Origin of the sequence: Vibrio sp. 1CM24A (genome assembly GCF_023161725.1) — a bacterium.
Classification (GTDB): Bacteria; Pseudomonadota; Gammaproteobacteria; order Enterobacterales; family Vibrionaceae; genus Vibrio; species Vibrio coralliirubri.
In genome coordinates this window covers 129,125-142,857 of record NZ_JALNTS010000009.1, presented here as the reverse complement: position 1 = coordinate 142,857, position 13,733 = coordinate 129,125, and the positions used below count along the sequence as shown (strand labels likewise).

The window sequence follows — 13,733 nt, the reverse complement described above, 5'->3', positions numbered from 1 at the left end:
TTATTATTAGATTGGTTCTTTAGTCTGTTATTTCTATGCCCAAGCTTAATTTTTAAGCTCAAGCATGAGTTATCACTTCAAGCTACTGCCAATAGTTTCGAGATTGGTGATCGTTTTCCATCTCGTGTCCAAAGATCTCTTCAAGCTCTTTACGAGCCTCTTTCGCTCTTTGGGCTAACTCGGCATCTTCGTTATGCTGAGGCAGTAACTCTTTCAGCATACCATTATCCAACTTTCTAAAGTGTGCTTCTGCTCGCTTCGCTTTATATGGATGCATGCCAAGTTCAGTCAATGTTTGACGACCTAAATCCAGGGCTCCAAGGAAGGTTTCACGAGAGTAGTTACTCACACCGTGGTTAAGTAATTGATACGCTTCAACACGGCTTCGAGCACGCGCTAAGATCTTTAAGCGAGGGAAGTGCTGCTTACATAAATCGACGGTTTTCATGATTTCATCAGGGGAGTCCGTACAAAGCACTATCGCTTCTGCTTTATCAGCACCGGCTGCGCGTAATAGCTCGAGGTGAGTCGAGTCTCCGTAAAATACCTTGTAGCCAAACTTTCTAAGGATATGGATTTGACTGGCATCACTCTCAAGAACGGTGATACGAATCTTATTGGCGTACATCAAGCGGCCAATGATCTGACCGAAACGACCAAAGCCCGCAATGATCACTCGAGGGCTACGATCGACCACATCCGAAGACATCGCACTTTCGCTGATTTGGTTCAGTTGACGAGCAAAGAATCGGTCTTGCAGCTTAAGCATCAATGGCGTGGTCACCATAGACAAACTCACCACTACCAGTAAGAACGACACTTGTTCGCCACTTAAGATGCCTTGAGCGCTCGCTGCGGTAAAAATAACGAAAGCAAACTCACCACCTTGGCTAAGAATCATCGCCATACGGCTACGTGCTTTTGCCTGCGTTCCAAAGATACGAGCCAGCGCGTACAGCACTAAACCTTTCAACACCACGAGGGCCAGTACGGCAATCAGTATCGCGAATGGGCTTTCTGCCAATAGACCTAGGTTTACCGCCATACCAACCGAGATAAAGAACAGGCCGAGCAGCAACCCTTTGAATGGGTCAATCGCGATCTCAAGTTCGTGTCGGTATTCACTTTCAGCCAGAAGTACTCCCGCTAGGAAGGTACCTAATGCCATCGATAAGCCAATCTGTTGCATGATCACGGCAATACCAATCACAAGTAACAGCGCTGCAACGGTGAATAACTCACGCACACCACTCATCACTACGTATCGGAACAGTGGTCTCAACAAGAAGTGACCACCGACAAGCAAGCCAATCACACCGCCTAGCATCCACAGCATGTCAGCCCAGCTGCCGCCCGTATTACCCGCAAGCAGAGGCAGCATCGCCAACATTGGAATAACGGCGATATCTTGGAAAAGTAATACCGCAAAGCCTGACTGCCCGGCTTCTTTTCCACCAAGCTCTCGCTCTTCAATAACACGCAACGCAATAGCGGTCGAAGACAAAGCTAAACCCATGCCGATGACTAAGCTAGTTTGCCAAGTTAAACCAAACATACACGCGATGGCGGTAATAATCAGAGTGGTGATCAGCACTTGCGCGCCACCCAACCCGAGAATAGGGGCTCGCATCTGCCACAGTTTTTTCGGGTTAAGTTCGAGACCAATCAGGAAGAGCAGTAGTACCACCCCGAATTCGGAGAAGTGTAGAATCGCCTCTACATCACTGATTAGGCCAAGTCCCCATGGGCCAATTGCCACGCCCGCTAATAGGTAACCGAGTACTGAACCCAAACCAGCGCGCTGTGCGATAGGAACCGCAACCACAGCAGCCGCTAAAAATATAACGCTACTTTGTAGAAAATCATTAGTCAGAGCCATCATCTGCTCCTATATCTTGTAGCGGGTCTCGCAACCAATTTCGATACGCTTCGGCGTGTTGGTAACGCGTCATATCGGTGACATTTCGTGCCCAGTGTAAAACCAAAGGGGATATCCAGTTCATTTGACACAAAGAAGCGGTGAGCTCAAACGGTTGCAAGATCTCTTGTAATGGATATTTATTATAGCCTGCGGCACCAAACGCCTCTTCTTTACCACCGGTAGTAATCACACTGCGCCAGTGTTTGCCTTTAAGCGCACTTTGCTCACCAAACGCAAAACCCTTGCCTAACACGCGATCAAACCACTCTTTTAACAATGAAGGGCAGGAATACATAAACAGAGGATGCTGAAACACGATCACATCGTACTGAAGGAGCAATTCATGCTCATAAGGCACATCAATAAAGAAGTCAGGGTAGATGGCGTAGAGATCATGAACTTTGACATGACCGAGCGACTCTACCTTCTTAACCATCATCTGATTAGCAATAGAGGTTTGCGGCTCTGGGTGCGCGTAGATGATCAACACCTTTGGCACGACTTTGTCTGTCGAGGGAGTATTACTCATTCCTTTGAAACATTCCTTTGAGGGCTAAACGGTGGCAAGGCCACAAGAATTTAAGCAAAAGTTATTAATATGTTATTGGCATCATAACGCAAATTGCATTGTGATCGACTTTTATCTGGTTTCAGCCTACTATGCAGGCGTCTGTTCACCTCTAATTTCTATGCTATTTCAATTATGATTACTTTCTCTGATATTCAATTGCTACGCGGCGGTAAGCCACTCCTCGACCAAGCATCTGCGACTTTTCACCCTGGCGACAAGATCGGTTTGGTTGGTAAAAACGGCTGTGGTAAATCTACGCTATTCGCCTTAATTAAGGACGAACTGTCGATTGATGCAGGTTCATTCAGTAAACCAGCCCATTGGGAAATGGCTTGGGTTGCTCAAGAAACACCTGCATTAGAAAGAACAGCAATTGAATACGTGATTGATGGCGACCGTGAATACCGCGGCCTTGAAGATCAACTAGAGAAAGCTGAACAAGCCGACAACGGCACATTGGTAGCAGAGATACACGGCAAGATTGAAACCATTGGTGGTTACAGCATCAAGGCACGTGCTGCCGAGTTACTGGACGGCCTAGGCTTTAGCCAAGAACAAATGACATGGAACCTGACTCAATTCTCAGGTGGTTGGCGTATGCGTTTGAACCTAGCGCAAGCCCTACTGTGTCGCAGTGACCTACTGCTACTCGATGAACCGACCAACCACTTGGATTTAGACGCAGTAATGTGGCTAGAGCGTTGGTTACAAAGCTACCCTGGCACACTAGTACTTATCTCGCACGATAGAGACTTCTTGGACCCTATCGTCAACCGCATCGTGCACGTTGAAAATCAGCAGCTCAATGAGTACACGGGTAACTACTCATCGTTCGAAACCCAACGAGCGCAAAAACTGATTCTGCAACAAGCGATGTACCAAAAGCAGCAGAAACAGATGTCTCACATGCAGAGCTATATTGATCGTTTCCGTTACAAAGCGTCAAAGGCTCGCCAAGCGCAAAGCCGTATTAAAGCGCTAGAGAAAATGGAGCAAGTGCTGCCTGCTCAGTTTGATAACCCATTCAGCTTTGAGTTTAGAGAACCAGACGCACTACCAAACCCAATCATGATGATGGATGAAGTCTCTGCCGGTTACGATGACAATCTGATTCTAGAGAAGATTCGCTTGAACCTAGTGCCGGGCAGCCGTATTGGTCTACTTGGTCGAAATGGTGCTGGTAAATCAACACTGATTAAACTGCTTTCTGGCGAACTGAAACAGCAAGGCGGTGAACTGAGTTATTCGCAAGGCGTTAAGATTGGTTACTTTGCACAGCACCAATTAGAGACTCTGCACCCAGAAGAAACACCGCTGCAACATATGATGCAGATTGCCCCTAAGCACACCGAGCAACAACTGCGTGATTACCTAGGTAGCTTCGGTTTCCAAGGTGAAAAAGCACTCGATAAAGTGGCGCCCTTCTCGGGTGGTGAAAAAGCGCGTTTAGTTCTGGCGCTACTGGTATGGCAAAAACCAAACCTGTTGCTACTCGATGAACCAACCAACCACTTGGATCTCGACATGCGTCAAGCGCTGACTTTTGCCCTGCAGACGTTTGAAGGCGCAATGGTTATCGTATCGCACGACCGTTACCTACTGCGTGCGACTACCGATGATTTATACCTTGTACACGACCGCCAAGTAGCACCGTTTGATGGTGACTTAAGCGATTACTACAAGTGGCTAACCGAACAGCAGAAAGTTGAGCGCAAAGAAGCACAAGCATTGGCACCAGCCAAAGACGGCGCCAACAGTGCAGCGGCGAAAAAAGAGCAGAAACGTAAAGAAGCCGAGTTCCGTAAACTGACGGCACCACTTCGTAAAAAGCTGACTCAATTTGAAAAGCAGATGGATAAATTAACGCAGGCTCTTGAAGAAGCTGAGCAAGAATTATCCGACACTTCACTGTATGAAGCTGAAAATAAGGCTAAACTGAATAAAGTACTCGCTCTCCAAGCGAGCAGTAAGTCACAGCTAGAAGAAGTTGAAATGGATTGGATGTCCACTCAAGAAGAGCTTGAGCAGATGGAACAGGATATGGATAGCTTATGAGCCGAGAGCACGCCCCAATATCACTAACACTGGAACGACTATGGCAATTTAGCCTTCAGTATTACAGTGTGCGCGGTGTAAAGGATGCGTGCCTAGCTTTGCAAAACCAGTTTCACGGCAACGTCAATCTACTGCTGCTTCTCAAATGGCTTGATGAGCAGCAATTGTCTTTTGCTGAAGAAGAGTGGCACAAGGTTCAACAGTGCTTGAGCCGCTCTGAAACCCTGCTTCATAGTTATAGAGAGCTGCGTAAACATCTCAAAGCGCACGTTGTCGACTCACTATACCGTGAAGCCTTGCAGTTTGAGTTACAGCTTGAGAAGCAACAACAATCCGATCTTGTCGACTGTATTAACTCCCTACAACTGTACGCTAATCAGCAATCACCGCTCGCTTTTCAGTACTGTCGTTTATTAGGGGCAGAAAACCTCTACGACGCTTTTTCTGAACCAGCACCACAGCCCTAGCTCGTTCTCTTTCCTTTTTATTCCATCAAGATCCAAGCTTAACTTTGATATTATTCAACCGGTTACCCATAGCCTGTTTTTGTATCTCGTATAAGTGAAAGCCTTGCGCTTACGCCGAGAATCAACCAAGCTCAAATAAAAACGTGGGCGTTCCGTTACAAATTCGGCATTTACCAAAGCCCATAAATAAGCATGGACTGTTTTATGACAATATTTACCGCAGCCGCTGGTCTCTCTAATCCGCACTTACAAACCTTGGTGCCACGGTTTATTAGAAAGCAGGCGCTGTTTCATCCTCACTGGCAAACCTTAGAAACACCCGATGGTGACTTTCTTGATCTTGCTTGGAGCGAATCACCAGACGGTGACACCTCAAATAATAATGATCGCAGTAGCAAGCCGATATTCGTTCTATTCCACGGTTTAGAAGGTAGCTTTGAGAGCCCTTACGCCAACGGGCTGATGAATGCGTTTGCTAAAGATGGTTGGTTGTCCGTGATGATGCACTTCAGAGGCTGCAGCGGAAAACCCAATCGCCTGGCTCGCGCTTACCATTCAGGTGAAGTCGAAGATGCGCGTTTTTTTCTAAGACACCTGCACGCCCAGTTTCCGAATAACCCTAAGGTTGCGGTTGGCATATCTTTAGGTGGAAACATGCTGGCGAACTATTTGGCTGAGTACGCAGACGACCCATTGCTGTCGGCGGCGACCATCGTATCTGCTCCTTTTGACTTAGCGTGTTGCTCTAGTCGCATTGAGCGCGGTTTCTCCAAACTCTATAAGAAGTACCTGCTCAACTCTCTAAAATCGAATGCGCTAAAAAAGGTTAACCTACTACAGGAAAAACTTGGCATCACCGCTGAAGCCATCAAGAACATCACCAAACTGTATGAGTTTGATGAACGAATCACTGCGCCTCTGCACGGCTTCAAAAATGCCCAAGATTATTATGCGCAATGTTCTGCGCTGCCTAAGCTCAATAAGATCAAACTGCCGACTCAGATCATTCATGCCAAAGACGACCCTTTCATGACCGATGATGTGATCCCAAAGTTCGTTCTGCCCGATAACATCGATTATCGACTGTTTCAAAAAGGCGGCCATGTGGGGTTTATTACTGGCAGCACACTCAAGCCAAGGTTTTGGTTAGAAGAAGCCTTGCCTGCCTACTATGAAAGTATCCAAGATTCGGCATAATGACCGAGCCTTAGTAAATAGAAGTAAAACAATACTAAGCACACGCATTTCTACATCAATAAACCTATTTATGAACATAAAAGAGAGAAGTATTTATGATCATCCCATGGCAAGACATTGCGCCAGAGACACTGGAAAACCTCATCAAAGAGTTCGTGCTGCGTGAAGGCACAGACTACGGCGACGTAGAGGTTTCACTACAAAACAAGATTGACCAAGTGAAACATCAATTAGCTTCAGGAGAAGTCAGCATCGTGTTTTCTGAGCTCCATGAAACCGTTGATATTCAGGTCACAAAACGCTTCTAAGCTGCGCTCATAAAGGAGCCGTGTTATAGTGGTAAACGATTGCTAACAAGTAAGTTACTCAAAAGACAAGGGTTGTCATGTCCGCTAAACATCCAATTATTGCGGTGACGGGTTCATCTGGAGCCGGCACCACCACCACCTCAGAAGCCTTCCGTAAAATGTTCAATATGATGGACGTGAAGGCAGCTTGGGTTGAAGGGGATAGTTTCCATCGCTTCACTCGCCCAGAGATGGATGTCGAGATCCGTAAAGCGCGCGAGCAAGGTAAGCACATCAGCTACTTTGGCCCACAAGCCAACGACTTTGGTGCGCTAGAAGAGTTCTTCCGTAAATACGGTAACGAAGGCACGGGTAAAGTACGAAGCTACCTGCACACCTTCGATGAAGCCGTGCCTTACAATCAAATGCCGGGCACCTTTACGCCATGGCAAGAGATCCCTGAAAATTCCGATGTGATGTTTTACGAAGGCCTGCACGGCGGTGTAGTTGATGGCGACATTAACGTTTCTCAACACGTCGATTTGCTGATCGGCATGGTACCTATCGTAAACCTAGAATGGATCCAAAAATTCGTTCGTGACACCCGCGATCGTGGCCACTCACGCGAAGCCGTAATGGACTCCATTGTTCGTTCAATGGATGATTACCTTAACTACATTACCCCGCAATTTTCGCGTACTCACATCAACTTTCAGCGTGTTCCAACCGTAGATACATCGAACCCACTCAACGCCAAAGGGATTCCAAGTTTAGACGAAAGCTTCGTAGTTATACGTTTGCGTGGCATCAAAAACGTCGATTTCCCCTACCTTCTGGCTATGATTGATGGCTCGTTTATGTCTCGTCATAACACGCTAGTGGTGCCAGGCGGCAAGATGAGTTTTGCTATGGAGCTCATTGTGAGGCCAATCCTGCAACAACTCATCGAAACCGGAAAAATAGGTTAACAAAACGGCATTCTGGTTGATTACTTTTCATACCGTGATCATGTGCACAATTTTGCGTAAAAAATCGTAGCTTGGTCACGATTAAAATCAAGAAATAGTACCTGAAAAAGGATACTATTCTTAAACGAAACACAAGATAGCTTGCAGCACTCAACGAGTGCTCTTATCCTACAAGTCAATCCAGGCTTAGCTAAAATACGGAAAGCGGCAAGCATACCCTGCAGAGGAAGTGAGATATTATGGTTCTAGGTAAACCTCAAACCGATCCAACATTAGAGTGGTTCCTTTCACACTGTCATATTCATAAGTACCCTTCAAAAAGTACTTTGATTCATGCTGGTGAAAAGGCAGAAACCTTGTACTACATCGTTAAAGGTTCTGTGGCAGTTCTTATCAAAGACGAAGAAGGTAAGGAAATGATTCTTTCTTACCTAAACCAAGGCGACTTCATCGGTGAGCTTGGCTTGTTCGAAGAAGACCAAGAGCGTACAGCTTGGGTTCGTGCTAAATCTCCTTGTGAAGTAGCTGAAATTTCTTTCAAGAAATTCCGTCAACTTATCCAAGTGAACCCAGATATCCTAATGCGCCTTTCAGCGCAAATGGCAAACCGTCTACAAGTAACTAGCCAAAAGGTTGGTGACTTAGCGTTCCTTGACGTAACAGGTCGTATCGCTCAAACGCTACTAAACCTAGCGAAACAGCCAGATGCAATGACTCACCCTGACGGCATGCAAATCAAGATCACTCGTCAAGAGATTGGCCAGATCGTTGGTTGTTCTCGTGAGACAGTTGGTCGTATCTTGAAGATGCTAGAAGAGCAGAACCTAATTTCTGCACACGGTAAAACTATCGTGGTATACGGCACTCGTTAATCTCGATTAACTGAGCCAAAAATTTGAAAGCCACCAAATGCGAATTTGGTGGCTTTTTTGTTTTCTGAAGATCTATAGAGCAGATACGAGATGCGAATAAAACACCTACAGCTTCCAAGCGCAAACTGTCTCGAAACGAAGCCTCACCATATCTCAAGGGTAAAGCCCGTTCTGGTATCTTTCTTTAACCGTTGGTGCTCTCAAAGATCTTATCAGCCGATGCAGCAACAAAACCGGTGTAAAGCTCACCGTTGGCCATCGCATAACGCTTAGCGAACTCATAGAAGCCGCCAGGAATCATCTCATTGCCTTCAACAAATGAAACTGGGACTTTGTCTGCCATTGTTGATGATTGCTCTAATAAGACCTCTGGGGAGCCTTTAACCTGACCGCCAGATGCATTGATCGTGAAGCCCGACTCGCTCAAGTAGTCATTCACGGCCTGCACTTCATCGAAGTTATTTAGCTGATTCACACTCACCGTAAAGTGGTTTGCACCATATCCATGAGCCGCTAGCCAAGACGCGTATTCGCTCTCTTTCGCTAGTACTTGAAAATCAGCGAAGCTCAAATCCCAAAGACGACCGCCAAACAAGAACTCATGACCTTGAAGCTTGCTTGCATCCACTTGCTCAACCAACTTAGCAACGATCTGTTGCAGGTCGCTTGAACACTCTTCAACCTTCAACTCACTAATGAATACTTTTGGTTGTTTTAGATCTGGGTGCTCGTAATGCTTAGCCACTAACTTCTTGCTCTCAAACAAGTAGTCGCCACACGCTTTGTAGCCTAATTCAAGGAAAGGCTTCGCTAGTGTTTCAATACCCAAAGGAGCAACATTGAAAGTACGCAGTGCAATGTGATCATTAATCAGCGCTTCGTCTTCTTTCAGCAAGTGATGCACTTTCTCAGCCGATGGACAAAGCCTGTGAATGTAATCGTCCCAAAGTGATTTAAAGAGTAGATCGGGCGTCATGGTGACTCCTTGTCAGAGGTTCTAGCAAGCTAGTAATTTGGATTAGAAAGGGAGAGGCTGAGACACAGAGTCAGCAGCCATCAGCCTGTGACATACTTTTTCTATTATTATCTACCGCCCAATCTAGGTGTCGGACGTGATGGAAAAGGGAAGCGATAACACCACTTCCCTATTTCAAGCTTAACGTATGAGCCTAAGACTCATTAGCCTAAATTAAAGCTCAATACCCGGGCTAAACGTTGCCGGAAGTTGAGTTTCGCCACCTTCCATTGAAGCCATAGGGTAAGCACAGTAGTCCGCTGCGTAGTAAGCACTTGGGCGTAGGTTGCCCGAAGCACCTGGACCACCAAATGGTGCATCACCACTTGCGCCTGTTAGCTGACGGTTACGGTTAACAATACCCGCACGGATATGGTCAACGAAGTATTCCCATTCAGAATCATCTGTTGATACAAGACCCGCAGACAAACCAAAACGAGTATCGTTAGCTAGCTCAACCGCTTGCTCTAGTGACTGGTAACGAACAACTTGTAGCAATGGACCGAAGTACTCTTCATCCGGCAGTTCAGCAATGTTGGTTGCATCGATAATACCCGGAGAAACAAACGCCGCTTGACCCGCTTTTGCTTCTACTAGGCTGACACCGCCTAACGATTGCAGATTCGCTTGTGCGTCCAGAATAAACTTAGCCGCAGCTTCAGAGATCTGTGGCCCCATGAATGGTGCTGGTTCAGCGAATGGCTGATCAACACGAATCTTTTGCGTCGCTGCGACCAGCTTATCGAGTAGCAGATCACCCTTCTCGCCAACAGGCACATACAGGCGACGAGCACATGTACAACGTTGACCCGCACTGATGAACGCCGATTGGATAATGGTATAAACCGTTGCGTCTGCGTCACCATATTGGTCACTGATCACCATAGGGTTATTGCCACCCATCTCTAGTGCCAGCATCTTGCCCGGTTGGCCCGCGAATTGACGGTGAAGGATATGCCCAGTATTAGCGCTACCTGTGAACAGCACGCCATCAAGACCTTTAGTATCGGCCAGTGCGATACCTGTCTCTTTAGCGCCTTGTACTAGGTTGATGACGCCAGCAGGAAGACCCGCTTCTTGCCATAATTTCATCGCAAACTCACCCGTCCAAGGTGTCTGCTCTGAAGGCTTAAATACCACGGTATTACCCGATAGCAGTGCAGGAACAATATGACCGTTAGGTAGGTGACCTGGGAAGTTATAAGGACCAAATACCGCCATCACGCCTAATGGACGGTGACGCAGTACAATCTGGTTGCCTGCCGCTTCACGAGAAGCTTCACCGGTACGCTCATGGTAAGCACGAATGGAAATAGCAATCTTGCCCGCCATTGCGCCCGCTTCAGTGCGAGTTTCCCAAATCGGTTTGCCCGTCTCTTTCGCGATGATTTGCGCGATTTCTTCGCTGTTCTCTTTAACTTTCTCAGCAAAGTTCAACACGATCGCTTCACGCTCTGCAAAGCTCAGTTTTTTCCAAACCAAGAAGGCTTCACGAGCTGCTGCTACTGCAGATTCAACCTGTGCTGGTGTCGCGCTATCACCCTGCCACACTACTTCATTGTTGTATGGGCTTACTGATGTCATGGCGTCACCTTGACCTGCCACCCACTGTCCTGCTATCCACTGAGTCATACTTCTATCCTTAAAATCTTCGACAGATAATCGCCGCTCTTACTGAGCCAACATGCGAACGAATTCGCCTTCTTTTACTTCAAGAGCGCTTGCTACTTCAGATGATAAAATCACTGTGTCGCTTGCTTGGTCATACGCACCTTTCGCGGCTACTGCGCGGAAGTTCTCAAACGAGGTATTACCAATTAGGAAGTCTTTCGAGCTAGAGTGCTCTGCAATTTGAACCTGTGCTCGAATTGAGTGACGTACAGATTCGATGTTTCTTAGATCACACTCAACCGTTGGCCCCGCATCAAAGATGTCGACGTAACCACGGTTAGTGAAACCTTCACGTTCCAGCAACTTAAGTGCAGGGCGCGTATTGTCATGTACCTCTCCGATCACCGCTTGAGCTTCTTTGCTCAGCAGGTTGACGTAGATAGGTAGCTTAGGCATTAGGTCTGCAATAAAGCCTTTCTTACCAATACCGGTTAGGTAATCGGCAAGCGTAAAATCAATCGAGAAGAAGTGCTCTTGCAACCATTGCCAGAAAGGAGAGTTACCTTCTGCGTCTGATACGCCACGCATCTCAGCAAAAATCGTTTTCGAGAAACGCTCTGGGTGCTCAGACATGATCAAGAAACGACACTTAGACATCAGACGACCATTCAATCCACCACGGAATGCCGGGCGCAAGAACAGTGTGCAGATCTCACTGCATCCGGTGTAGTTATTACCGAAAGTCAGCAGCTTCACGACGTTATTTACGCCAAGCTTCTGCGACGAGTGAACCACCTTACTGATGTGGTAAGAGTAGAACGGGACATCCCAACCGATTGAAGCTTCGATACCCGTGGTACCTGCAACCTCACCAGTTTCAGTATCAAAGCCAACCATTAGGTAGCCTTCATCACCGGGTTCAGTCACGTCTTGTTTGGCAAAGCTGTATTCAGAGTGAGTAATACGGTTAGTTAACAGTTCTTCGTTAACCGGAAGAGATGTGAATCCGTGACCAGATTCAACCGCGCAGGTATGCAGCGCATCGTAATCAGATAATTTTATTGGGCGAACAACTAGCATCAATATTCCCTCCAGATGCAAAATAGGCCCAAAACCAGAAGCTTGGGCCTTTAGCAGAACGTCATGGGATCGCTCTATTGGCGATCATTCCTATGACGCCGCTCAGGCTAAACTAGCGTAGCGATTGCTTTGTCTAGTTTTGATAAGCCTTTTTCAATTTCTTGTGTAGTAATAACCAGTGATGGCGTGAAACGAACCACGTTTGCACCCGCAACCAGTACCATCAAGCCTTGTTCGCCTGCTGCTACTAACACGTCACGTGCACGGCCTTGCCACTCTTCGTTAAGCGCAGCACCTAGTAGTAGGCCTTTACCACGAACTTCACTGAAGATTTGGTACTTATCGTTAATCTTAGTAAGACCATCACGGAACAATGCTTCACGCTCTTTCACGCCAGCTAATGTTTCAGGTTGGCTAACCACATCAACAACCGCTTCTGCAACAGCACACGCCAGTGGGTTACCACCGTAAGTAGAGCCGTGAGTACCAACTTTTAGATGTGTCGCCAGTTCAGAAGTCGTCAGCATTGCACCGATAGGGAAACCACCACCCAGTGATTTCGCCGTGCTCAAAATATCTGGTGTTACACCTAGACCTTGGTAAGCGTAAAAGTTACCAGTTCGACCATTGCCCGTTTGCACTTCATCAAAGATAAGCAGCGCATTGTGTTTATCACACAGTTCACGAACTGTGTTCACGAATTCAGAGGTTGGCGAGATGATACCGCCCTCGCCTTGCAGAGGTTCCATCATGATTGCACAAGTGCGATCAGAGATGTGCGCTTCTAGTGCTGCAATATCGTTGTAAGGCAGGTGAGTAACGTCGCCCGGTTTAGGACCGAAACCATCAGAGTAAGCTTCTTGACCACCTACAGTTACGGTAAAGAAAGTACGACCGTGGAAACCTTGTTTGAATGCAATGATTTCAGATTTCTCAGGACCGTGAACGTCCGCCGCCCAACGACGAGCTAGCTTCAATGCTGCTTCATTCGCTTCTGCGCCAGAGTTGGCAAAGAATACTTTTTCTGCAAAACATACGTCGGTTAGCTTCTTCGCTAGACGCAGTGCAGGTTCGTTGGTCATCACGTTACTTAGATGCCAAATCTTGTTTGCTTGCTCGGTAACAGCATTAACCATTGCTGGGTGACAGTGACCCAAACAGCTCACGGCGATACCACCAGCAAAGTCGATATACTCTCGGCCTTGTTGGTCCCAAACGCGTGCGCCTTCCCCTTTTACTGGGATCATTTCCATTGGGTTATAACAAGGCACCATCACCTCATTAAACAGACTACGTTCTACTTTATTTTCCACTGTCATCGTACATTCCTTCTCGATACCGCAAGCTTCGCAAATAAGCGTAATGGTTCATAAGTGAGACAAAGATATTTTGTCTCGCCATAATCCCGCAGCAGCATTATATTTACATTTAATTAACCTTTTCAATAGTAGATTATTCTTTAGCCATCCCTTACAACCAGCTAAACGTCACTACCTATGACTATTTATGCATCAATTAATCTGTTTTATGAAGCTTTTTTTACCTAAACGTATAACCAGCAACAGCAAAGCCTTACTGACATTGCGGTATATTGGGTTCGAGACGAAATAACGCGAATAATTTTGCATAGGCTAAAAACTTAGCCTGACGAGGGAGAAATGTTATAAAAAGTGATCGGCGTCAGAGGGA

Annotated in this window: 12 protein-coding genes; 6 read left to right on the top strand and 6 right to left on the bottom strand. The window is 46.6% G+C overall.

The genetic code is table 11. The features are described from left to right. Window positions 1–82 precede the first annotated feature (82 nt). Both kefB and kefG read right to left on the bottom strand, forming a co-directional pair. The gene (kefB, locus tag MSG38_RS19490; RefSeq protein WP_248402435.1) at window positions 83–1,879 is read right to left on the bottom strand and encodes a glutathione-regulated potassium-efflux system protein KefB; all 1,797 of its coding nucleotides are present in this window, start codon (window positions 1,877–1,879) and stop codon (window positions 83–85) included. Beyond that, on the bottom strand, window positions 1,866–2,450 hold the full coding sequence (gene kefG / locus MSG38_RS19485; protein ID WP_019825343.1) for a glutathione-regulated potassium-efflux system ancillary protein KefG: 585 nt from the start codon (window positions 2,448–2,450) through the stop codon (window positions 1,866–1,868). The genes kefB and kefG overlap by 14 nt, the downstream gene beginning before the upstream one ends. Window positions 2,451–2,624: 174 nt before the next feature. On the opposite strand from kefG, the gene MSG38_RS19480 reads away from it, so the two are divergent. From MSG38_RS19480 to crp, 6 genes are all read left to right on the top strand, one after another. Further along, window positions 2,625–4,547 carry an ABC transporter ATP-binding protein gene (locus tag MSG38_RS19480; protein WP_017061112.1) on the top strand — a complete coding sequence of 641 codons (1,923 nt, stop codon included), beginning with the start codon at window positions 2,625–2,627 and terminating at the stop codon, window positions 4,545–4,547. Beyond that, window positions 4,544–5,014 (top strand): TIGR02444 family protein, encoded by a 471-nt coding sequence (locus tag MSG38_RS19475; RefSeq protein ID WP_248402434.1) that lies wholly within the window; start codon window positions 4,544–4,546, stop codon window positions 5,012–5,014. The genes MSG38_RS19480 and MSG38_RS19475 overlap by 4 nt, the downstream gene beginning before the upstream one ends. A 204-nt stretch (window positions 5,015–5,218) precedes the next feature. Further along, window positions 5,219–6,211, top strand: coding sequence for a hydrolase (locus MSG38_RS19470; protein WP_048605370.1), 993 nt, complete (start codon window positions 5,219–5,221; stop codon window positions 6,209–6,211). Between the two features lie 95 nt (window positions 6,212–6,306). Next, window positions 6,307–6,519: a YheU family protein gene (locus MSG38_RS19465; protein WP_010435208.1), complete on the top strand. Its 213-nt coding sequence runs from the start codon at window positions 6,307–6,309 to the stop codon at window positions 6,517–6,519. Window positions 6,520–6,596: 77 nt separating this feature from the next. Continuing rightward, window positions 6,597–7,466 (top strand): phosphoribulokinase, encoded by an 870-nt coding sequence (locus MSG38_RS19460; RefSeq protein WP_010435210.1) that lies wholly within the window; start codon window positions 6,597–6,599, stop codon window positions 7,464–7,466. 239 nt (window positions 7,467–7,705) lie between these two features. Continuing rightward, window positions 7,706–8,338, top strand: a complete 633-nt coding sequence (gene crp / locus MSG38_RS19455) for a cAMP-activated global transcriptional regulator CRP (protein WP_004729651.1) — start codon at window positions 7,706–7,708, stop codon at window positions 8,336–8,338. A gap of 184 nt (window positions 8,339–8,522) precedes the next feature. On the opposite strand, the gene MSG38_RS19450 is transcribed toward crp, so the two are convergent. The 4 genes from MSG38_RS19450 to MSG38_RS19435 all read right to left on the bottom strand — a co-directional run bounded on the left by MSG38_RS19450 (window position 8,523) and on the right by MSG38_RS19435 (window position 13,363). Beyond that, window positions 8,523–9,314, bottom strand: a complete 792-nt coding sequence (locus MSG38_RS19450; protein ID WP_061039600.1) for a DUF1338 domain-containing protein — start codon at window positions 9,312–9,314, stop codon at window positions 8,523–8,525. A gap of 213 nt (window positions 9,315–9,527) precedes the next feature. Then, complete coding sequence (gene astD / locus MSG38_RS19445) at window positions 9,528–10,985, bottom strand: succinylglutamate-semialdehyde dehydrogenase (protein ID WP_248402433.1); 1,458 nt, start codon at window positions 10,983–10,985, stop codon at window positions 9,528–9,530. Between the two features lie 39 nt (window positions 10,986–11,024). Beyond that, window positions 11,025–12,044: an arginine N-succinyltransferase gene (gene astA, locus MSG38_RS19440; protein WP_048605373.1), complete on the bottom strand. Its 1,020-nt coding sequence runs from the start codon at window positions 12,042–12,044 to the stop codon at window positions 11,025–11,027. Between the two features lie 107 nt (window positions 12,045–12,151). Next, complete coding sequence (locus MSG38_RS19435) at window positions 12,152–13,363, bottom strand: aspartate aminotransferase family protein (protein WP_248402432.1); 1,212 nt, start codon at window positions 13,361–13,363, stop codon at window positions 12,152–12,154. Between the last annotated feature and the right edge of the window lie 370 nt (window positions 13,364–13,733).

Coding starts and splice junctions, on each gene's coding strand:
- kefB (WP_248402435.1), bottom strand. CDS start 1,879: ATGGCTCTGACTAATGATTTTCTACAAAGTAGCGTTATATTTTTAGCG.
- kefG (WP_019825343.1), bottom strand. CDS start 2,450: ATGAGTAATACTCCCTCGACAGACAAAGTCGTGCCAAAGGTGTTGATC.
- MSG38_RS19480 (WP_017061112.1), top strand. CDS start 2,625: ATGATTACTTTCTCTGATATTCAATTGCTACGCGGCGGTAAGCCACTC.
- MSG38_RS19475 (WP_248402434.1), top strand. CDS start 4,544: ATGAGCCGAGAGCACGCCCCAATATCACTAACACTGGAACGACTATGG.
- MSG38_RS19470 (WP_048605370.1), top strand. CDS start 5,219: ATGACAATATTTACCGCAGCCGCTGGTCTCTCTAATCCGCACTTACAA.
- MSG38_RS19465 (WP_010435208.1), top strand. CDS start 6,307: ATGATCATCCCATGGCAAGACATTGCGCCAGAGACACTGGAAAACCTC.
- MSG38_RS19460 (WP_010435210.1), top strand. CDS start 6,597: ATGTCCGCTAAACATCCAATTATTGCGGTGACGGGTTCATCTGGAGCC.
- crp (WP_004729651.1), top strand. CDS start 7,706: ATGGTTCTAGGTAAACCTCAAACCGATCCAACATTAGAGTGGTTCCTT.
- MSG38_RS19450 (WP_061039600.1), bottom strand. CDS start 9,314: ATGACGCCCGATCTACTCTTTAAATCACTTTGGGACGATTACATTCAC.
- astD (WP_248402433.1), bottom strand. CDS start 10,985: ATGACTCAGTGGATAGCAGGACAGTGGGTGGCAGGTCAAGGTGACGCC.
- astA (WP_048605373.1), bottom strand. CDS start 12,044: ATGCTAGTTGTTCGCCCAATAAAATTATCTGATTACGATGCGCTGCAT.
- MSG38_RS19435 (WP_248402432.1), bottom strand. CDS start 13,363: ATGACAGTGGAAAATAAAGTAGAACGTAGTCTGTTTAATGAGGTGATG.